Origin of the sequence: Alkalihalobacillus phoenicis (assembly GCF_047302405.1) — a bacterium.
Taxonomy (GTDB): domain Bacteria; phylum Bacillota; class Bacilli; order Bacillales; family Bacillaceae_D; genus Alkalihalobacillus.
The window spans coordinates 2810052-2832129 of the sequence record NZ_CP154853.1 but is presented as its reverse complement, the minus strand read 5'-3'; the positions used below and the strand labels follow the sequence as shown (position 1 = coordinate 2832129).

Here is a 22078-nt window from a genome sequence, read left to right as displayed (position 1 = left end):
GAGGAGTTTTTTGGATGCAACTTTATGAACAAGGGCAACAGTTTACTGAGCAAGCCCAGCAGGCATTACAGCAAGCCCAGCAATCGGTGCAGCAGTTACTTCAGCAAGCAAATCCTCAAGTGATTGAACAGGCTCAACAGCAGATCAAACAAACGACACAACTTATTCAACAAGCTCAAAATAGTACAGCACCAGCTCAGCAGCAACAATACCAGCATATCCAACAGCAATTAAAACAAGTAGAACAACTTTTAAAACAAGCAGGACAACTACAGCAATAAAGGGAATAGAAATAGCAAATGAAAGCTGGTGACATTTTACTCGTTATAAAATGTCACCGGCTTTTCAGAGCAGAGGAGGGCTTTGTCCTAGGTGCTCCTCTACATATTTAAACTAAATGACAAGCAACAAAATGCCCTGCCTCGACCTCACGAAACTCTGGCACTTTATCACGACAAATGTCTGTGGCAAAAGGACAGCGTGTATGAAATTTACATCCTGAAGGTGGGTTACTTGGATCAGGAATATCTCCTTTTAAAACAATTCGCTCACGTCTTAACAAAGGATCTGGAATCGGAACCGCTGATAATAAAGCCTTTGTATACGGGTGCAGTGGGTTTTGGTAAATATGTTCCCGTGTTCCGAGCTCCATCATTGTCCCGAGATAAAGAACACCAATTTTCGAACACAAGTGCTCAACGACACTTAAATCATGTGAAATAAATAATAATGTAATATCTTGTTCTTCTTGTAGTCTTTTAAAAAGGTTAATAATTTGAGCCTGAATCGATACATCTAATGCGGAAACGGGCTCATCGGCGATAATAAAGTCTGGATTTAAAATCATTGAGCGTGCAATACCGATTCTTTGTCGTTGCCCACCACTAAATTCATGAGGGTAACGATCGATTTGATACTCTGATAAACCACATAGCTCCATAACCTCAATAACCTTTCGCCGAACCTCACTTTTGGAAACGAGCTGATGATCGAGTAAGGCTTCTCCGATAGCATCACCAATACGGATTCGTGGATTTAACGAACTGTAAGGGTCTTGGAAGACAAATTGCATACTTGTGCGGAGATGACGCATTTCTTCTTTTGATAATTGATGGATATTCTGACCTTTATATAAGATGTCACCTTCTGTAATGTCTTGTAAACGTAAGAGGCTTTTTCCGATGGTACTTTTTCCACTACCGGATTCGCCAACAAGTCCAAAGGTTTCTCCCTTATTAATGGTAAAGCTGACGTTATCAACAGCTTTTACGACATTTGATTTTTTCTTAAATAAACCTTTTCCATCGCTAAAGTACTTCTTTAAATTTTGAACTTCTATTAAAGGAGTTTGGCTCATTCTCCATCAACCTCCTCGTATAACCAACATGCGACCCCATGCTCAGATTCGTCACGTTTAAGCGGGGGGATGGTCGTGCGACAAATGTCCATACAATGTTCGCAACGATCACTGAAATAACAGGAAGGCTGTAGATTAACTAAATTAGGTACTTGCCCAGGGATCGTATAAAGACTATCCTTCCGTTGATTAATAACCGGTTTAGCGGCTAATAACCCTTTAGTATAAGGGTGCTTAGGGTTTTTGAACAATTCAATGACTGGGGCATGCTCAATCACTTTTCCAGCGTACATGACAATGACATAGTCGGCCACTTCGGCTACAACACCTAAATCATGGGTAATGAGCAGCATAGCCATTTGCATATCATCTTTTAATTTTCGTAAGAGCTCCAGAATTTGGGCTTGAATCGTGACATCAAGAGCTGTTGTTGGTTCATCAGCAATGAGTAGCCGTGGGTTACAAGAAAGAGCAATGGCAATCATAATTCTTTGGAGCATCCCACCACTTAATTGATGCGGATAGGAAGAAAAGATTTCTGCGCTTCTGCCGATTCCAACAAGCTCAATAAGGTCAATAGCTCGTTTTTTGGCTTCTTTTTTTGATAATAATTCATGCTCTCTTAAAGGTTCGGTAATTTGTTCACCAATTGTAAGAACTGGATTTAAAGAGGACATCGGCTCTTGAAAAATCATTGATAAATTATTTCCTCGAGCACGTCGTAAGTCACCTTTGCTCATTTTCAGTAAATCTTTTCCTTCAAAAAAGATTTCACCACCGGCAACTCCTCCTGAAGAAGGTTCAATGAGGCCCATGATTGACATCGCCGTTGCACTTTTTCCACAACCAGATTCACCAACCAGACAGACGGTTTGCCCTTGTTTTATTTCAAAGCTGATGTCATTTACGGCATTGACGACTCCGCCTTCTGTTCCAAATTGTGTTAGTAAATTGTTGACCTTTAACAAAGGTTGATTATTCATTGTTTTCACCTTCTTTTCATATTAGGGTCAATCGCATCACGCAGACCATCACCTAATAAATTAATGCTTATGACTGTTAAAAATATAGCAACACCTGGAGGAATCCAAAGCCATGGGCGTTTTTGAAAGTCAATTAAGGAGTTGGCGGCATTAATCATATTACCCCATGATGCGGTAGGAGGAACGACACCTAAACCGAAGTAGCTTAAAACAGATTCACTTAAAATGGCGCCACCAACGCTTAATGTCCCACTTACAATTAAAATTGGAACAATGTTGGGAAAGAGGTGACCAAACAGTTTTCTTCTATCTCTTAGGCCGAGTGCGTCTGTCGCTTGCATAAATTCACGTTCGCGCAAACTAAGTATTTGGCTGCGAACTAATCGTGCTAACCCAGCCCAACCGACTATACTTAGCATGATCATGACGATGTATAGTCGTTGATCGGCTGGTACTTTCCATTCCGACATTACAGCGGCCATAATAAACAGCAATGGAAGACCAGGAAGTGTCATAAGCACATCTGCTGTTCGCATCACAATTTGGTCAGGTAAGCCACGATAGTAACCGGCGATCATTCCTAATGTGGCACCAATCGCAATGGAAAGAACCATCGCCCCTATCCCAACAGTTAAGGAAATTCTCCCAGCTAACATTAGTCTTGTTAACACATCACGTCCAAGGTTATCAGTTCCTAGCCAATGCTCAAGACTAGGTGGTTGATGGATGTTCGTTGGATTCACCGTGTTAGAATACGGTGAAAGCACCGGACCTAAAAAAGAAAAAAGGAAAATAAATACGAGAAAACCAAGGCCGAAAAGAGCCATTTTCTTTTTAATAAATCGTTTAAACACTTGACGCCAAATAGACGACTTTTGGGAAACTTTTAGGTTAGCTTGATCTTTTTGATTGATTATGGGAGCTTTTTCCATTAGATGATCATCTCCTTACTTTAACCGAACTCGTGGATCGGCGACCCCATATAAGATATCTGCAATTAAATTACTAATGACGGTTAAGAGAGCGATAAACATCGTAAAGCCCATCAATAGTGGGTAATCACGAACAGTAAAGGCTTGCATGTAAATCGCCCCAATTCCTGGCCAATTGAAGATTTGTTCGGTAATAATTGCCCCACTAAATAAGGCGGGGAGTTCAAAAGCAAATAATGTGATCGCAGGCAACATCGCATTTCGTAGAGCGTGTTTATAAATAACGACTTTTTCTTTTAATCCTTTTGCTCTGGCTGTTCGAACAAAATCTTGTTTAATCACTTCTAGCATATTTGTTCGGAAATAGCGAGTTAATCCGCCGATTCCAAGCATTGTTAAGACAAGGACGGGTAAGACCATATGTTCAGCAACGTCTTTGATATACTCCCAGCCGGTTAAATCACTACCGGTTGTAATCATTCCACCCGCAGGCAACCAGCCAAGGTCGACAGCAAAAAATTTGATTAAGATCAGACCAAGGAAAAAGGAGGGAGTTGCCATAGCTGCAAAGACAAGAACCGTAATAACTGAATCAAAAAAAGAATATTGTTTTGTAGCCGAAACAACACCGATGATAACAGCAATAAACCATGTTAAAACGAGTGAAGCTAACGCTACGATAAAAGAGCTCCAAATATAATTCCCAAGCACCTCTGTAACTGGGCGTTGAAATTGAAGCGAGTAACCTAAATCTCCTTGGAAGAGATTCCCCATCCAAATGAAGTATCGAATATAGATCGGTTGGTCAAATCCGTATAAGGCATATAGTTCTGCTTTTCTTTCGGCCGTTAAATTTGGGTCGGAATCGACAAAATTACCAGGCACTAAGGAGTAAAGAAAAAAGATAAGAATGGACGCCCCTATTAATGTTGGAATTAAGTATAAAATTCTTCTGAATATATAGCCTTTCAAGCTGGTACCTCCTTTATTTGAGTTTTAAGAAAGAAAAGCGTACCCGCGGGATTATGAGCGGATACGCATATAACTTACAAACTTCTACTCTGTTTCCACTACTTTTAAGTTTGGTAGACTTGGTGTAATGCCGCGAACGCCGTTAGGTTCGAACCCATCAACTCGAGCATTTGTACCTGCTAGAACTTTTCCATAAGATAAAAAGATGTATGGAGGATCTTCGGCTAGTTCTTGATAGAGCTCGTGGTATAGTTCAGTCCGTTCTTCTAAATCAAATGTACTCACACTTGCTTGAATTAACTCATCAACTCGTTCGTTTGAATATCCGTTCGTATTTTGGAAGCTGCCACCACCATTTGTTTGGAAATAACGAACTCCATCAGATGGGTCCGCAAGCATCGTTGTTGAGAAGCTTGCTAAATCATGCTCGCCATCGGCTGTACGTGCTAATAGTGCATTATAATCCATTTGTTCTGCTTTAAATTGAATCCCAATTTCCGCATAATTTTCCATAGCGATTGGAATTAAGATTTCTGAAAGATTTCCTTGCGTGACAAAATAGTAGACAACGAGTTTCTCACCATCTTTTTCACGAATGCCATCTGCGCCTTCTACCCAACCTGCCGCTTCTAATAATTCTTTTGCTTTTTCAGGGTTATAGGCATATGGTTCAACCTCTTCTGTATAAGCCCATGAGGCAGGAGAGATCGGGACATTAGCAACTTGAGCAAATCCTTGAAAAGCCGTATCAACAATCGTTTGACGATCTAAGCCGTATATAAAAGCTTGCTTGACGCGTTCATCTTGGAAGATTTCTTTTTCGTGATTAAATTTAATAAAGCTATAAGAAGAAGATTGATAGATATTAATATCGGCAAAACCTAATAACTCTAGTAATTCCAAGTTATCTGGGTTAGCTGGGAAGGCACTATAATCAACTTCTCCAGTTTGAAAGAATTGAGTGGAATCCCCTTCAGATGTTTTATAAATGAAATAATCAGCTTCAGGTTCGCCATCGTAATAAAATTCGTTTGAGGCATAACGGATTTCTTGACCTGGTAAATAGCGATCAAATTTATATGGACCAGCACCAACAGGCTCAAGGTGGTAATCGCGAATATAATCAAGCTCCCCTTTTTCGTAACGGTCACCGTAGTAAGCTTTAGAAAGGACTTGACCACCGAGTAATCTTAATGAACGATAATTAGCGACTTCGGTTTCAATTTCAATCGTTTGCTCATCGATCACACGAATTCCAGAAACCGATTCAGCGTCGCCTTCTTTATACTCCGAACCACCCGTGACTTTGGCTTCGGTAATATCAGTGACACCTGCATAAGATGGGTCATGTAGAAGAGTTAACGTAAACTCGACATCTTCGGTTGTTAAAGGAGTGCCATTATCAAATGTCAAACCTTCACGAAGAGTGAACGTATACGTTAAACCGTCATCTGAAACATCCCAATCCTCAGCAAGTCTTGCATATGGTTCACCCGATGCATCTACATCAATAAGGGGAGGGAACATAACCGCTGTTACGTTTCCGTCATAACCATTTGTATAAAAGAAAGGATTAAATACGCCACCAGGCTCTGTTAATGTCGCAACGACTGTATTTCCTCGTTGTAGGGCATTTGCTGGAATCGCACTTAAATCAGTTGCTTCAATAAATTGGTTATCAACGAGCTCAAATCCTGATTCGGTTGTTTCTATTTCGGTTTCAGGAGTGTTTATTTCTTTAGAGCTATTTTGGACACTGTCGTTGCTATTGCCACAAGCTATAAGAGTAGATAATGCAGCAATAGAAAATAAAGAAAGGACTGTTTTTTTAATCATCTTGTTCTCTCCAATGTTTTCCTATTTTTATTCGTTCACATTAATAATTCGAAGGTCTTTAAGACTAGTAGAGATACCACGATAGCCATTTGGTGCAAACCCTTCGACTCTGGCATTTGTAGCCGAAAGCACTTTAGAGTAGGACAATAAAATGACAGGTGGCTCTTCATCAAGGGCTTTATAGAGCTCATGAAAAGCAGCTGTTCGTTCTTCTAAATCAGTCGTTGAGTTTGTTGCATCAATCAACGCATCAATCTCAGAATTTCCGTAACCTTTTACAACAGATGAAGTATTTTTTGAATGAAAATTAGCGACACCATTGTAAGGGTCAGTAAGCATCGGAGTAGAGAAAGAAGCTAAATCATGCTCACCGTTATCGACGCGTGATAATAAGGCATTAAAATCCATTTGTTCCACTTGGAAGTCAATTCCTAGTTCCGTATAGTTTTCGGTGGCAATAGGAATCAAAGTATCGGAAATCCCGCCGGCACTTGTAAAATAGTACACTTGCAATTTCTCGCCGTCTTTTTCACGGATACCATTTGCTCCTTCAATCCAACCAGCTTCATCTAATAACTCTTTCGCTTTTTCAAGGTCATAGCTTGTTGTTCCTACGTCATCTGTATAAGCCCATGAAGCCGGAGAAACAGGGACATTGGCCACTTCGGCATAGCCTTGGAAATGAATGTTTACAATCGTTTCGCGATCAAGTCCTAAAATGAAGGCTTGACGGACACGAGGGTCTTCAAAGATAGGGTTTTCATGATTAAAGGTGATATAACTATAGGCAGAAGAAGTATATAAGTTAATATCAGCAAAACCTAATGACTGTAATAGTTCGAAGTTATCGGCATTTGCAGCAAAACCACTATAGTCAAGTTCTCCTGTTTGGAAAAATTGTTGAGAGTCACCCTCGGTTGTTTTATAAATAAATAATTCTACTTCTGGTTTTCCAGCAAAATAATGTTCATTTGCCTCATAACGAATTTCTTGTCCTGGAATGTATTGAACAAAACGGAAAGGACCTGCCCCAAGCGGATTCAGATGTAAATCATTAATGTAATCTAAATCCCCTTTTTTATAGTCAGCACCGTAGTAGGCTTTAGAAAGCACTTGCCCACCAAGAAGACGTAACGCTCTGGCATTGACCTCTTCTGTTGTGATTTCGATTGTACGTTCATCGATAATCTTAATGCCTGAAATAGTATCGGCATCGCCTTCCTTATAGTCCAAACCACCAATAATGTTTGCTTCGGTAATATCTGTACCTCCAGCATAGCTTGGATCATGTAACAACGTTAAAGTAAACTTAATATCTTCAGTCGTTAAAGGACTGCCATTATCAAACTTTAAGTTTTCTCTTAAGACAAACGTATAGGTTAATTCATCTGCTGAAATTGTCCAATCTTCGGCAAGGCCGGGAATGAACTCACCTAATTCATTAATTTCAACTAAAGGTGGAAACATAACAGACTGTACGTTGCCATCATATCCACTTGTATTAAAGAATGGTGTAAAGACACCACCAGGTTCTTGGAGCCCAACGACTACTGTGCCACCGCGGTTTTGAGCAAGGACTGGTGATGCGGCTGGGTTTTCAGCTGGAATAACAGTATCTGCTACAACTGTAGTTTCCTCCTCATTCTCGGTTTCAGTTGGTTCTGTCGATGGTGGAGTTGCCTCGTTTGTTGTCGTGTCATTACTACATCCAACTAGAAGAACAGTAAAACTTAATACTAAAGATGTGATAAATAACTTCATTTTGTTCTTTTTCAAATGAATTCCTCCCCTTTACCATATAATTTCGATAAAACATACCTAAATACTATGAATTGTTATCAATACTAACGATAATAATCAAACAATACGGTTCTGTCAATTAATATTTGAAAAAATATGGGAATGAATTTGGTTTTTATGTGATTTTTTATTAAATAATAAGGTAATATTACTAAAAATCTTTCATATTCTGTGTGGAGAAATAAGACTATGGGCTTGAATTAGTTTTTAAATCATTAAAAACAAGTCGGAATTGACTAAATGATAATTAGGGCATTTTAATGTGTTTTAAAAATTATAGCCTAATTAATAATGAATGATTTTAGGTAATAAAATCCCAATAAATGATAAAATAGAAGAACAAATTCCAATCAAAATGTTTCGTTTGATTTTAGTAAAAAAGAATAACTAATTATGTGAGGTGAAGTCATGAATATTAGTAAATTTGTTACACCAGAGATTATTTTCGGAAAAAATTCAATTAAACAGGCAGGAGATGCTTGCCTTCGTTTAGGGGCTAAGAAAGTCCTAATTATTAGTGATGATGGGGTTGTTAATGCGGGTTGGTTAGAAAAAGTAATGGATATATGTAAGGAATCACATTTACCATTTGCGACCTTTATCGATGTGACGACTGACCCGACTGATCATGAAGTCATCCAAGGCTGTCAAAAGTTTACCGAAAATGAGTGTGATGCGATTATTGGAGTAGGGGGTGGGAGTGTTTTAGATGTAGCGAAAGCGATTGCCATTATCGCAACAAATGGTGGTGAGATTAAAGACTATGAAGGCATCGATAAAATTAGAAAACCGTTACCACCGATGGTTATGATTATGACGACAGCTGGCTCAGGATCTGAGGTGTCGCAATTTTCAATCATTGTTGATTCTAAGAAAAAGAAAAAAATGACGATCATCTCAAAAACACTTGTGCCAGACATTGCGATTGTTGATCCATATACTTTGGTCACAAAGGATAGTGATTTAACGGCTGCGACTGGAATGGATGTTTTGACTCACGCGATAGAAGCTTACGTGAGTATTGCCGCTACTCCTCTAACAGATGTTCAAGCGAAAAATGCATTAACTTTGGTCGCCAATTATTTGCGACCATCCGTTGCTTCAAAAACGAATGAAGAAGCAAAGGAAGCAATGGCGATGGCGAGTTTACAAGCGGGACTAGCTTTTTCAAATGCCATTTTAGGTGCTGCCCATGCGATTTCTCATGCGATCGGTGGCCGATTTCCATTACCTCACGGCGAAGTGAATGCTATATTACTTCCTTATGTTATGGACTTTAATTTTATTGCGGCTCCAAAACGCTTTAGTGAAATAAGCGAATATATGGGGATTGATACGAGAGGTTTTACACAAAGAGAGGCGGGTAATGCCGCAATAGAGTTTGTGAAGGAATTATCCCATGATATTGGCATTCCTAAAAGGTTTCGGGAGGTCGGGATCACTAATGATATGGTCGATATTTTAAGTCAAACAGCCCTTAGTGATGCATGTATGATTACGAATCCTCGCGATATGAATATACATCAAGTGAAAGAGATTATCGAACAAGTTTTATAAGGTGGTGAATGATTTTGATAGAAGATAAAATCGCCAAAATAGCTCTCCTCACAGGAGTCGATTCATCGAAAAAAAATTATTATACCGAATTGAAAAAAACGGTAGAGCAGCTTGAGAAAAAGAATATGCAGCTTGAAATATTAAACGGTGTGATGAAGAGTATTAAAGTCAATATGAGAATAGATGAGATTTTAAATAATTTAATCGATAAGTTATCAGTAATTATTGAATTTGAACGATTTAGCTTTTTAATGATGAAAAATGGTTCACTTTCTTTATCTTTTGTTTATCCGACGAATAGTGTCGCCCTAGAATTAAGTTCGGTTATTCCAAAGGAACATTCCCTTTATTGGTCTGCGATTAATGAGCGACGGATACGATTTGAATGGTTGGAAAGGGAGACTACTTTTAGTGAAAAGCAATATTTAACGGTTCATCAACTAAAAAGCATTTTAGTATTACCGCTTTTTAGTAAGAACAATGAAATTGGGGTTTTAACGATTGGTCGCAAAAGTTTAAAGAATTGGGACAAAGACGATCTTCATTTTTTAGAACAATTAACGGACCATTTAGCTGCCAGCATTGAAAATGTCCAGCTGTATAATGAAGTGCTACAGGCCAAACAAGAATGGGAAAATACGTTTAAAGCTGTTGATGATAAGATTATTATTTATGATCAGAATTTAAATATTTTACAAGTAAATGACTCGGCCCAACAACTTTATAAAATAAAGCCAAAGTCAGAGCTAGAACAACTCAATCGGGTATGCTTGACCGTAGCCGAGAACACGCTGTTGTTTTTACAAGCTGACTTTCAAGAAATTCATTTACAAGATCAATCGATATTTGAGTTAACGACATATCCAATTTTGAATGAAAGTAAGGAACCACAAGGGGTCATTGCCTATCTTAAAGATGTAACGGAGAAGAGAAAAATGGAGACCCAACTTATTCATTCTGGCAAGCTAGCCGCGATTGGAGAAATGGCAGCTGGTGTTGCACATGAGTTAAATAGTCCATTAACGGCGATATTAGGCAATGCCCAACTCCTTTTAAGAAAAGTTCAGGCAGGTGATCCGAACTATATCTTATTAACGGATATAAAAAACTGCGGGGATAGGTGTAAACATATCATTAAGAGTCTATTAACTTTTTCTAGGCAGGATGAATATTCTTTTGATAAATTCTCGCTAAATGACGCGATCGCACAAGTACTTAATCTTTTAAATTATCAATTAGAAAAAAGTAGTATTAGCTTAAAAGTGGAGCTTGATAAACAGATGCCTTTGTTAGATGGAAATCAACCACAAATTGAACAAATCATTATTAATTTATTGTTAAATGCTAAAGATGCACTAGAACCAAACGCTAATTTCTCAAAACAAATATTCATCCAAACGTATGTCGACGATGATAATGTCTGTTTAAAAGTGACGGATAACGGGATTGGAATTGAAAAAGAACGGTTAACCGCCATTTTTCACCCATTTCACACAACGAAGGAATTTGAAAAAGGAACAGGTCTTGGCCTTTCAGTGAGTTTAGGTATTGCTCGAGCACATGGAGGCCATATTGGAGTGGATAGTGAACTTCATAATGGCAGTGTCTTTATTTTAACGCTACCTTTAACACAGCGTGAAGCTGAGGTGAATAAATGACTCATATTTTAGTCGTTGATGATGAAAAAGAAATCGGTACATTTTTATCCCACCTTTTTCTTGAAAAAGGATATGACGTTGATGTTGTATCTTGTGGAAGCGAATTTTTGAAAATTGAGCTTGAAACGTGCTTTTATAACTTGGCCTTAATTGATTTAAAGTTACCTGATACGAATGGATTAATGATTTTGGAGAAAATAAAACAGCATCAGCCAAATTGTAAAGTCGTGATTATGACAGGGTATAGCACGATTGAAACGGCTGTTCGGGCCATTAAATTAGGAGCTAGTGATTATATTGAGAAGCCCTTTGATGATATCGATTTGTTAGAAGAACAAGTTGAGCAACTGTTATTAAAAACGCCAACCGGAGGGGAACAACATGTAACGAATTTAGCGAATGAAGTGGGATTTATCATCGGTTCTAATCAAAAAATGGTTGAGCTTGCTGAATTAGCTTATAAAGTAGCGAATAAAAATATAAATGTGTTAATTGAAGGGGAGACAGGAACAGGAAAAGAGGTACTAGCGAGGTTTTTACATCAGGCGAGTTCAAGAAACTACTCTTCTTTTATCGGAGTAAACTGTGGGGCTTTGTCTGAATCTCTGTTGGAGAGTGAGCTTTTTGGTCATGAAAAAGGTTCGTTTACGGGTGCAACAAAACAACGAAAGGGTTTATTTGAAGTAGCTACGAACGGAACGTTATTTTTAGATGAAGTGGTTGAGGCTTCAAGTCCGATACAAGTGAAGCTGTTACGTGTACTTGAATTAAAGGAATTTATGCGTGTCGGTAGTGAAAAGGTGGTAAAAACGAATGCTAGAATTATTGCGGCTACCAATGAAAATTTATTCGAGGCAGTCAAACAAAAGAAATTTCGAGAGGATTTATACTATCGCTTAAATGTGGTTCATTTAGTCATTCCACCTTTACGTGAACGGAAAGAAGACATTCCTTTATTGCTCGATTATTATTTACAACGGTACCCAGAAGTGAAGCTATCATTTTCGGACGAAGCAATGGATTTGCTCCAACAATATTCGTGGCCTGGGAATATTCGGGAGCTTACAAATTTTATTACGCGGTTAGTTGCGATCGAGGAGACTAATGAAGCGATAATCGGAGCCGAACAGCTTCCATTGTCGATTCAACCTCAAAAGGAAACATTATCGTCCAAAACAAAATCGAGTGTAGCAGAAATGTCGCCTAATCATAAATTAAAAGAATCAATTGAGAAATGGATGAATAAGACGTTAAATAAATATGAAGCAGATGAAGTGAATTTAGAGGAAATTTTAAATGAACTGAAAGGTCTTGAGACAGAAGTAGCCAGAGCTTTTATTAACAAAGCTCTAGATAAAACGTATGGAAACCGAAAAGAAGCTTCCAAGCATTTACATATTAATTTGCGAAAACTCCGTTATTTGTTAAATGAAAAAGAAAAATAAGAGTGGATAAAAGTAGGGATAAAAACAAAAGCCTTTTGAGTTGTAATAATTCAAGAGCCATTGACTTAAAGCAAATAAGTTAATGGCTTTTTTATTATGTGGGGAGAATGGTGCTGTCCAAAAAGATCGGGACAAAAACTCGGCCTTGTACCGGAAAAATGGTTAATAGTTGCCGATTTTTTGGCAAGACATTCAAAAAGCCTCTATTGTAAACGCTTTAAAAATTGGCGCGCTTTTTGCAATTATTTAAGTGAATCAAATTTTGAGGGGAGAGGTTATTGTATGTGTAGTCAAAAAAGAATGATGAAAGCAGCTGTCGTTAATGAGTTCAATCAGAAGTTGGAGATTCAAAGTGTTCCAGTTCCAGAACTAGAGCATGGCGAGATTTTAGTCAAAATAAAAGCGTGTGGAGTATGTCATACTGATTTACATGCTGCTCATGGTGATTGGCCAGTAAAGCCGAAGCTTCCGCTTATTCCTGGGCACGAAGGAGTAGGAGTTGTTGAGGAAGTTGGCGAAGGAGTTACTTCGATTAAAGTCGGCGATCGTGTAGGAATCCCATGGTTATATTCAGCATGCGGTGAGTGTGAATATTGCTTAACCGGTCGCGAAACTTTATGCCCTGATCAATTAAATGCTGGCTATTCTGTAGATGGTGGATATGCGGAGTATTGTAAAGCACCCGCAAATTATGTGGTCAAAATACCTGGAAATCTTGATTTTGCTGAAATTTCCCCTATTTTTTGTGCGGGAGTTACGACTTATAAAGCGTTAAAAGTTTCCGAGGCAAAACCAGGTCAATGGGTTGCGATTTATGGAATTGGAGGGTTAGGACATGTTGCCCTACAGTATGCAAAAGCAATGGGGTTAAACGTTATAGCCGTTGATATATCTGATGAAAAGTTAGAATTAGCAACAAGTCTAGGTGCTGATCTAACAGTCAATGGTTTAAAGGTTGATCCAGTAGAAGAAATAAAAAATAAAGTAGGAGGCGTTGAAGCAGCGATTAGTGTTGCCGTAACGAAAAAAGCGTTCGAACAAGCGTATGGTTCTGTTAAACGAGGGGGCACTCTTGTTGTTGTTGGTTTACCTAATGACGAGCTTCCAATTCCTATTTTTGATACCGTATTAAATGGAGTAACGGTTAAAGGGTCTATTGTAGGGACAAGAAAGGACTTACAGGAATCAATTGAATTTGCTGCACAAGGTAAAGTAAGAACAAATATTGAATTACAGCCACTTGATAGTATTAATGAAGTGCTTGAGAGAATGGAGAACGGAAAAATTAATGGACGAGTTGTCTTAACAATGTCATAAATTTAGGCAAATGGAAAACATGATTAATAGTAATGGTGGTGTAGGTAGTAGTGGAAATCGAGATAACAGTGGAACCGTTATTCAAATATTGAATGATCAAATGCTTTTAGAAGTACATGTAAAGGCCGTTCAGCATAAGCTTGATCCGATTTTTATCAATATGATTAAAGAAGAAATTGAATCTCGATATCTTTATAATAAATAGTAGTTTATAAAAATGAAGGAAATAAGCTAGCTGGTTGTCATCCATCTAAGGATGTAACCAGTTCTTATTTCGAATCTATATCTATTTCAAAGCAAATTAATTGACTATTAAAAAAAATGATTATACACTCAAGGAGTGCAATCTATGAAAACGCTTTCTTTACAGGGTTTTATAGATTACTAATTTATGTCGTTTTTTTTCTTTAAGTTTGAGCTCTAAATAGTAGTTGCAAAAATGTTCAGCGAAAGAGTTAGCTTAAAGCAAATGAGGCACAAGTAGTAATCCTAAATTTGAATTGGAGGAATGAGTAATGATTTATGCAAATCCAAATCAAGACGGTTCGAAGGTTTCATTTAAGGAAAAGTATGACAATTTTATTAATGGAGAATGGGTGGCACCTGTTAACGGACGATATTTTGAAAACGTGTCACCGGTTACTGGAGCAGCTTTTTGTGAGGTTGCACGCTCAACGGCGGAGGATATTGAACTTGCTTTAGATGCGGCTCATGGAGCAAAAGTCGCATGGGGCAAAACCTCTCCAACTGAAAGAGCGAACATCCTTAATAAAATTGCTGATCGAATAGAAGAAAATAAAGAAATGTTAGCTGTTGCTGAGACTTGGGATAATGGAAAAGCGGTGAGGGAGACACTTGCAGCTGATGTGCCGTTAATGGTCGATCATTTCCGTTATTTTGCTGGCACGATTCGGGCTCAAGAAGGTTCATTAAGCCAAATTGATGATGATACAGTCGCTTATCATTTCCATGAGCCGCTTGGTGTCGTTGGTCAAATTATTCCTTGGAACTTTCCATTATTAATGGCTACTTGGAAGCTTGCGCCGGCATTAGCTGCTGGAAACTGCGTTGTGTTAAAACCAGCTGAGCAAACGCCAGCATCAATTATGGTTTTAATGGAATTGATTGGTGATCTTTTGCCGAATGGGGTTATTAATGTTGTAAATGGTTTTGGTGTAGAAGCTGGGAAACCACTCGCTTCTAATTCTAGAATCGCTAAAATTGCGTTCACAGGAGAAACAACAACAGGACGTTTAATTATGCAATATGCTTCACAAAATATCATTCCCGTTACACTTGAGCTTGGTGGGAAATCACCAAACATCTTTTTTAAGGATGTTATGGATGAGGATGATGCCTTTTTAGATAAAGCGATTGAAGGTTTTGTCCTATTTGCTCTTAACCAAGGGGAAGTTTGTACGTGCCCGTCAAGAGCCTTAATTCATGAATCGATTTATGATCAATTTATGGATAGAGCTTTAAAACGTGTCAATGAAATTAAAGTAGGAAATCCATTAGACACGTCGGTCATGATGGGGGCACAAGCTTCAACAGAGCAAATGGAAAAAATCCTCTCTTATATTGATATTGGTCAACAAGAAGGGGCAGAAATGCTAACAGGTGGTGGCCGAAATAAGATCGAAGGGTTAGAAAATGGCTACTATGTTAAGCCAACGGTCTTTAAAGGGAATAATAAAATGAGAATCTTCCAAGAGGAGATATTTGGTCCAGTTGTCTCGGTCACAACGTATAAAGATGAAGAAGAAGCTCTCGCAATGGCTAATGATACATTGTATGGTCTTGGGGCAGGGGTATGGACCCGTAATATTAATCAAGCTTATCGTTTCGGACGGAATATTGAAGCTGGACGTGTCTGGACAAACTGCTACCATGCTTATCCAGCACATGCGGCCTTCGGTGGATACAAAAACTCCGGAATTGGGCGTGAAAATCATAAGATGATGCTTGAGCATTATCAGCAAACAAAGAATCTTCTCGTAAGCTATGGAACAGACCCACTCGGGTTATTTTAAAGCGGAGAGACAAATGGTTAAACGTGTAACAGCGACAAATGAGGCGATTGATTTTATTGAGAAGTTAAAAGAAAAACATGGCCCATTGATGTTTCACCAGTCAGGTGGTTGCTGCGATGGCAGTTCACCGATGTGTTATGCCCATGGTGAATTTCTTGTTGGAGACAGTGATGTTTTACTCGGTGAAATTGCGGAAACTCCCTTTTATATGAGCAAAGCACAATATGAGTATTGGAAGCATACACAAATCATCATTGATGTTGTTCCAGGACGTGGGGGGATGTTCTCACTTGAGGGACCAGAAGGAAAACGCTTTTTAACTCGCTCTAGAGTATTTACGAAGGCAGAGTTAATCGAGTTGAATAATTAAATATAAAAGAGCAAGATGGCTTTTAGCAAGACGCTTCTAGCCCCATCATAAGTAAGGGATTGCATGAAGTCTTTAAAATGACTTCACGCAATCCCTTTTTTCTGATCTTAAATTAAAAATAATAGCAAATTACTTTCTACTGAAAATATAATCCGTGCAAAGTTGCAAGACACAAGTACTCTTCCCTTTTGAGGACAGCGAAAAAGTCTCACCAGCGGAACGCGTAGGGCCTCTAGAGCGCGGAGTAGACCAACTAATAGCCCTATTTTAACAAGTAGACCGTTATCAGTAGTCTCCTTTTTCAGCAGGAGTCTTTTTTTGTATTGAATTATGTAATTATTTTATAAAGCTTTTAAATTAAAAGGGATGTGGGAATATAATCTTAAATCCAAAAGTCGTTAAGTTATAGAGGTGGTCTTGCATGCAAGGAAGAATATTGGAAGCCCTTGAACATATTCAAAATGAAAAAAAATCATTTTCATTCGAGCAAAATGAGAAACGATCAGATGCTGTTAGCACGTATATCAATTACTATCAACTGCCGGCTGAAGGAGTTGATTATCAATATGGATATGTTCATTCAGGCAATAAAGAAATATATTTGCAGTCTTTTTCCCCTAATAACCCACGCGGGACAGTCTTTTTAATGCATGGGTATTTAGATCATTTAGGGTGTTTAAGTCATTTTATTACGTACTTGACTGGACAAGGTTATCAAGTCATCGGTTTTGATTTACCAGGTCATGGACTATCTACTGGAGAAAAGGCGTCTATTGATGATTTTCAAGAATATGTGGCAGTCTTAGATAATGTAATAAATCTTGTCATGAACGATGTCTATACGCCTTTATATTTAGTTGCACATAGTACCGGAGCGGCGATTAGTTTTTCATATTTGGTGAAACAACATCATTGTTTTGAACGTGTCGTGATGATTGCTCCACTAATTCGGGCTGCGTCATTTAGAATTTCACAAATTATGTTTGTTTTAGCTAAACCCTTTATTAAACAATTTCCAAGAGTTTTCTGGGCAAACTCAAATGAGCAAGCGTTTCTCGAATTTATAAAAAAAGATCCATTACAGGCAAAAAAACTTTCAATGAATTGGATTGGTGCCAAATTAAAGTGGTTTAATACGATTAAAGGAGGGCAGGCATGTGAATGTGATGTCCTGATTTTACAAGGTGATCAGGATAAAACGGTTGATTGGAAATACAATTTATCTTACTTAGAAAAAAGTGTGCCAAACAATGAGATTCATGTTGTAGAGGGTGGAGGACATCATCTTTTAAATGAGGTCCAGCTCTTACAAGAAAAGATTTTTAATCAAATCGAGCGGTTTTTCTCATCTGAAAAATAAAAAGGTTTTCTAGCAATGTGGCACAGCAATAAACAAAAAACTGTCTCCAAAGTTAAATTCCCTTTTGAGACAGTCACGAATAGATTTTAAGTATATTGTTGAATGCTTACAACCTCACCATTTGGGAAGTCATTGGTGTAAAGTAAGTCGCTAATGACTTTAGCCACTCTATTTGCTGCCATTAGATGACCTTCAGCTTTATAAGCTTGGAATCTAGCTAATTCAGTAAAATCAGTTTTATCGGTTGACCGAATTTCTTCTTGCATGCCAGTGTCAATAATCCCAGGGGCAAAGGCACAGACTTGTACAGGAAATGGTTGTTGCTTTTGCTCAATTGCCACCGTTTGGCTAAATAAATTAACACCTGCTTTTGAACTTCCATAGCTACTCCAACCATAAATTGGAGAACGAGAAGCTCCAGAACTAATATTAATAATTCTTTTATCGAGTTTATATTTTTCCGTTTGTTTAATAAAACAAGAGCTAAAAATCAATGGGGCTGTTAGATTGATCGAGATATTCCTCGATATTTCGAGTGGATCAGCATTTTGTATCGGCTTAATAGGTGTGATAACGCCTGCATTATTAATTAAGAAAATGCGCTCTGCTCTCTCTAAATTTACTTTTTTGAAAATACTTTTAATAACCTCAGGGATTTTCTCCGTTTCACTTAAATCGAAAGGAACATCTTCAAAAATAGCCTCTGTTGATTCAGAAAATAATTTCATTTCAGGGTTATTTGTTCTTGCTACTGAAAAAATATGAATCGGTTCTTGGAGTAATTGTTTCACAATTGCAGCTCCTAGGCCTTTAGAACCTCCAGTAATGATTGCATAGTTCATCTCTAATATTCACTCCTTTAATATAAAGCAAACAGACGTAGCTGGATTGATAAAAAGCGAAGTCCGTTTCTCGAGCTTCTAACAGGTTAGCTAAATTTCAATAAGTTTATCATATCTCTCAAAATAGCTCCTTGCAAATCTTTTTTAAAACGAGGTTTATTCTTGATTCTTCGGAAAAACCAAGTATCATAAAGTATATAACCTAATTATAGGGGAGCTGTTACAATTGAATCTATTTAAAGCTCATGTCGTTCATCCACAAACGGACGTCCCGCTAATCATTTATTTTAACAAAAGAGACGGTTTTGTAACTTTTGCAAAAGACGAAGAAGTGATCAATATTTTAAAAAATATTAGAGAAGATCTTTGGAAAGATCATGTATTTTTGCATAACTTAGAAAAAATAAACAGTCTTTGTGAAACGCAGTATCCTGTTGATACATTTGAACAAGTCTATGAATTTCTTACAAAAGTAGGTTTCAAAAAAACGGATGTAGAATTTAAACAGATGGTTTTACATTAAAAAGAAGTCCGCCCTTTCGTTTATATGAAATGGCGGGCTTTATTATAGGCAAAAAATTGTACTTTAGTGCTTATTCGTTATTTAATTAACACATGATAATACAGATAAGAGATGGAGGGGTTCATATGGAATTAGGAATCAGTACATTTGTCGAGACAACACCGCATGTAGGGACACAGACAGTCACAAGTCATGCCGAAAGAATACGTGAGGTTGTGGAAGAAATAGTGTTAGCTGATCAAGTGGGACTAGATGTTTTCGGGGTTGGTGAGCATCACCGCGAGGATTATGCTGCGTCCTCACCAGCCCCTATTCTTGCAGCCGCCGCGACTCGAACAGAACGAATACGCTTAACAAGTGCTGTGACAGTCTTGTCATCAGCTGACCCAGTCAGGGTTTTTCAAGACTTTGCAACGGTTGATGCGGTTTCGAATGGACGAGCAGAAATTATGGCTGGTCGAGGCTCCTTTATTGAATCATTTCCTTTGTTTGGATATGACTTAAACGATTATGATGAATTATTCGAAGAGAAGTTAGATTTATTATTGAAGATTCGTGATTCAGAAAAGGTAAGTTGGTCAGGTAACCATCGGGCTTCAATTAATAACTTAGGGATTTATCCTCGCCCCCACCAAGAAAAACTTCCCGTTTGGATTGGAAGTGGCGGTAACTCTGAATCTGTTGTTCGAGCTGGTTTATTAGGGTTGCCACTCGTTTTGGCTATTATTGGTGGGAGTCCAGCAAACTTTAAACCGTTAGTTGATTTATATAAAAAAGCGGTTGCTCATGCAGGACATGACTTTTCAAAATTAGCTGTTGCCTCTCATTCACACGGATTTGTTGCTGAAACAACAGAGCGAGCAGTGGAGAAATTTTACCCTTCGACCGCCCAAGCGATGACAAAGCTAGGAAAGGAAAGAGGCTGGCCTCCGTATACTCGCGATACATTTGACGCTGCAAGAAGTGTGGAAGGGGCTTTATATGTAGGCGATTCAGATACTGTTGCTCAGAAAATCATTAATTTAAGAAAAAATGTGGGGATCACGCGGTTTATGTTGCATGTACCAGTAGGTTCGATGCCACATGAGGATGTCTTAAAAGCGATTGAATTGTATGGAAAAGAAGTCGCACCAAAAGTTCGAGCGGAGGTTGCGAAGTGGGAAGAAAATTAACTCTTTTAAAAGAAGCAACCGCAACAAGTTTTTACGAACTTGTTGCGGTTGCTTTTTATGTTTAGCTTTAATTTAGATTTTGGGGGAGTTGGATGGTTAATGTTGTGCTTCGAATGTTTTTATTAAGTCAATCACTCATCTGAATCATCTACTGGATAAACCCCATTTTCATCATGCACTTCATTCCCTGTCAGCGGTGGATTGAACACACAGACCATGCGCATATCTGTTTTTGCCCGAAGAAGATGTTCATCATGTTTATCTAAAACATAAATTTCGTCTTTTTTGATTGGCCACACCTTACCGTCTGCAATCGTTTCGACTTCACCTTCACCCTCGATGCAATATACGGATTCGAGGTGGTTTTGGTACCAAATATGAGTTTCTGTACCAGCATAAATAATCGTGTCATTAACGGAATAACCCATGCCATCTTTTTTCATGACAAGGCGGCGGCTATTCCACGTTTTATCTTCATTTTTGACGTCATGTTCTGTTCCGATTACATCTGCTAATTTAACTACTTTCATGATTAAAACCTCCAAAGATTGTTGATAAAATAGTCTATTAATTGCTACAAAAGTATTGGATTAATTACTTATTACGGAGTAACAAGCTCTTTTTTTCCGATTGCAGCTCTAACACTTTCTTCAAGTATTTTAAATCCTTTTTCAAGTGTTTCATTATCAATGGTTAAGGCAGGAAATAATTTAAAAACTTCATCTTCTGGTCCTGATGTTTCCATAATTAAACCACGTTTAAAAGCTTCTGCCGCTACTTTTGGCGCTAACCCATCAACTTCTGAGCAGATACCGACCATTAATCCACGTCCACGGAAGTGTCCTTTTATTTCAGGGTAATCTAGAACGATTTTTTCTAAATAAGCTTTTGTCTTCTCAGATTTTTCCGCAATGCTTTGTTCAAACTTCGGATCTTCCCAATAAGAAAGAGCGGCAGTTGCTGTAATAAAGGCATGGTTATTACCACGGAAAGTTCCGTTATGCTCACCAGGTGCCCAAATATCAATGTCTGGGCGAATGAGTGTTAAGGCTAAAGGTAGACCCATGCCACCAATTGATTTGGAAAGGCAGACAATATCTGGCGTAATTCCAGCCTTTTCAAAACTAAAGAAAGTTCCAGTTCGGCCAATACCAGCTTGAACATCATCAACAATTAAAAGAATTCCCCAACGTTTACAAATCTTCTCTATTCTTTGTAGCCACTCGTAGCTTGCGGCATTAATACCACCTTCACCTTGGACTGTCTCGAGAATCATGGCAGCTGGAATCGCAACTCCACTTCCACGATCTTCTAGGAAACGTTCGAGATACTCCAGAGTGTCGAGCTTATCACTGACAAAGCTGTCATAAGGCATCGTCACCACATTGTGTAAAGGAATTCCTGCACCTTTACGTTTAAATGAGTTACCTGTGACAGATAATGAACCAATCGTCATTCCATGGAAGCCATTTGTAAAACTAATAATATCAGTACGACCAGTTGCTTTACGTGCTAATTTAAGGGCACTCTCAACCGTATTTGTTCCCGTTGGACCAGGAAACATCACTTTATAATTTAAGTTACGAGGTTTTAAAATGGTGTCATTAAAGGCCGTTAAAAATTTACCCTTAGCTGTAGTCGCTTTATCTAATGAATGGGTAATTCCATCTGCTAAAATATAATCCACTAATTTTGACTTCATTTTCGGATCATTATGACCATAATTTAAAGCTCCTGCACCTGAGAAGAAATCGATATATTCTTTTTCTTCTTCATCCCACATTTTTGATCCAATCGCTTTTGTAAAGACGGTGGGAAAACTTCTGCAATAACTACGTACCTCTGATTCTAATTCTTCAAATAGCTTCATATCCGTTTGTGTCATTCTTTTTGTCTCCTCCTAATAAAATATACATATACA

Annotated in this window: 20 protein-coding genes; 11 read left to right on the top strand and 9 right to left on the bottom strand. The window is 38.2% G+C overall.

Annotated elements, in window-relative coordinates:
• Positions 1-14 precede the first annotated feature (14 nt).
• Positions 15-281, top strand: a complete 267-nt coding sequence (locus tag AA0017_RS13545; RefSeq protein WP_413375149.1) for a hypothetical protein — start codon at positions 15-17, stop codon at positions 279-281.
• A 107-nt stretch (positions 282-388) separates the two neighbouring features.
• Here the strand turns inward: AA0017_RS13545 and AA0017_RS13540 are convergent, their stop codons facing one another.
• The 6 genes from AA0017_RS13540 to AA0017_RS13515 all read right to left on the bottom strand — a co-directional run bounded on the left by AA0017_RS13540 (position 389) and on the right by AA0017_RS13515 (position 7841).
• A complete protein-coding gene (locus tag AA0017_RS13540; RefSeq protein ID WP_413375147.1) occupies positions 389-1357 on the bottom strand; it encodes an ABC transporter ATP-binding protein in 969 nt (322 codons plus the stop codon).
• Positions 1354-2340 carry an ABC transporter ATP-binding protein gene (locus AA0017_RS13535; protein ID WP_413375145.1) on the bottom strand — a complete coding sequence of 329 codons (987 nt, stop codon included), beginning with the start codon at positions 2338-2340 and terminating at the stop codon, positions 1354-1356. The genes AA0017_RS13540 and AA0017_RS13535 overlap by 4 nt, the downstream gene beginning before the upstream one ends.
• Positions 2341-2345: 5 nt before the next feature.
• Positions 2346-3272, bottom strand: a complete 927-nt coding sequence (opp4C, locus tag AA0017_RS13530; protein ID WP_413375143.1) for an oligopeptide ABC transporter permease — start codon at positions 3270-3272, stop codon at positions 2346-2348.
• Between the two features lie 15 nt (positions 3273-3287).
• The gene (locus AA0017_RS13525; protein ID WP_413375141.1) at positions 3288-4244 is read right to left on the bottom strand and encodes an ABC transporter permease; all 957 of its coding nucleotides are present in this window, start codon (positions 4242-4244) and stop codon (positions 3288-3290) included.
• 84 nt (positions 4245-4328) lie between these two features.
• On the bottom strand, positions 4329-6080 hold the full coding sequence (locus AA0017_RS13520) for an ABC transporter substrate-binding protein (protein WP_413375139.1): 1752 nt from the start codon (positions 6078-6080) through the stop codon (positions 4329-4331).
• Between the two features lie 27 nt (positions 6081-6107).
• Positions 6108-7841: an ABC transporter substrate-binding protein gene (locus AA0017_RS13515; RefSeq protein WP_413382592.1), complete on the bottom strand. Its 1734-nt coding sequence runs from the start codon at positions 7839-7841 to the stop codon at positions 6108-6110.
• 447 nt (positions 7842-8288) lie between these two features.
• On the opposite strand from AA0017_RS13515, the gene AA0017_RS13510 reads away from it, so the two are divergent.
• The 8 genes from AA0017_RS13510 to AA0017_RS13475 all read left to right on the top strand — a co-directional run bounded on the left by AA0017_RS13510 (position 8289) and on the right by AA0017_RS13475 (position 17620).
• Positions 8289-9437: an iron-containing alcohol dehydrogenase gene (locus AA0017_RS13510; protein WP_413375137.1), complete on the top strand. Its 1149-nt coding sequence runs from the start codon at positions 8289-8291 to the stop codon at positions 9435-9437.
• A gap of 8 nt (positions 9438-9445) precedes the next feature.
• Complete coding sequence (locus tag AA0017_RS13505; RefSeq protein WP_413375135.1) at positions 9446-11095, top strand: ATP-binding protein; 1650 nt, start codon at positions 9446-9448, stop codon at positions 11093-11095.
• Positions 11092-12540: a sigma-54-dependent transcriptional regulator gene (locus tag AA0017_RS13500; protein ID WP_413375133.1), complete on the top strand. Its 1449-nt coding sequence runs from the start codon at positions 11092-11094 to the stop codon at positions 12538-12540. The genes AA0017_RS13505 and AA0017_RS13500 overlap by 4 nt, the downstream gene beginning before the upstream one ends.
• Positions 12541-12843: 303 nt before the next feature.
• Positions 12844-13857, top strand: a complete 1014-nt coding sequence (gene adhP, locus AA0017_RS13495) for an alcohol dehydrogenase AdhP (protein WP_413382589.1) — start codon at positions 12844-12846, stop codon at positions 13855-13857.
• A 19-nt stretch (positions 13858-13876) separates the two neighbouring features.
• A complete protein-coding gene (sda, locus tag AA0017_RS13490) occupies positions 13877-14062 on the top strand; it encodes a sporulation histidine kinase inhibitor Sda (protein WP_413375132.1) in 186 nt (61 codons plus the stop codon).
• 310 nt (positions 14063-14372) lie between these two features.
• Positions 14373-15890 (top strand): aldehyde dehydrogenase, encoded by a 1518-nt coding sequence (gene adh, locus AA0017_RS13485; RefSeq protein ID WP_413375130.1) that lies wholly within the window; start codon positions 14373-14375, stop codon positions 15888-15890.
• A gap of 13 nt (positions 15891-15903) precedes the next feature.
• On the top strand, positions 15904-16260 hold the full coding sequence (locus AA0017_RS13480) for a DUF779 domain-containing protein (protein WP_413375128.1): 357 nt from the start codon (positions 15904-15906) through the stop codon (positions 16258-16260).
• A gap of 421 nt (positions 16261-16681) precedes the next feature.
• A complete protein-coding gene (locus AA0017_RS13475; protein WP_413375126.1) occupies positions 16682-17620 on the top strand; it encodes an alpha/beta hydrolase in 939 nt (312 codons plus the stop codon).
• Positions 17621-17706: 86 nt separating this feature from the next.
• Here the strand turns inward: AA0017_RS13475 and AA0017_RS13470 are convergent, their stop codons facing one another.
• Positions 17707-18462 carry a (S)-benzoin forming benzil reductase gene (locus AA0017_RS13470; protein ID WP_413375124.1) on the bottom strand — a complete coding sequence of 252 codons (756 nt, stop codon included), beginning with the start codon at positions 18460-18462 and terminating at the stop codon, positions 17707-17709.
• Between the two features lie 226 nt (positions 18463-18688).
• Between AA0017_RS13470 and AA0017_RS13465 the strand changes: the two genes are divergently transcribed.
• Positions 18689-18985, top strand: a complete 297-nt coding sequence (locus AA0017_RS13465) for a hypothetical protein (RefSeq protein WP_413375122.1) — start codon at positions 18689-18691, stop codon at positions 18983-18985.
• Between the two features lie 125 nt (positions 18986-19110).
• A complete protein-coding gene (locus AA0017_RS13460; RefSeq protein WP_413375120.1) occupies positions 19111-20157 on the top strand; it encodes an LLM class flavin-dependent oxidoreductase in 1047 nt (348 codons plus the stop codon).
• A gap of 131 nt (positions 20158-20288) precedes the next feature.
• On the opposite strand, the gene AA0017_RS13455 is transcribed toward AA0017_RS13460, so the two are convergent.
• On the bottom strand, positions 20289-20687 hold the full coding sequence (locus AA0017_RS13455) for an ectoine synthase (protein WP_413375119.1): 399 nt from the start codon (positions 20685-20687) through the stop codon (positions 20289-20291).
• Positions 20688-20758: 71 nt separating this feature from the next.
• On the bottom strand, positions 20759-22042 hold the full coding sequence (gene ectB, locus AA0017_RS13450; protein WP_413375117.1) for a diaminobutyrate--2-oxoglutarate transaminase: 1284 nt from the start codon (positions 22040-22042) through the stop codon (positions 20759-20761).
• Positions 22043-22078 lie beyond the last annotated feature (36 nt).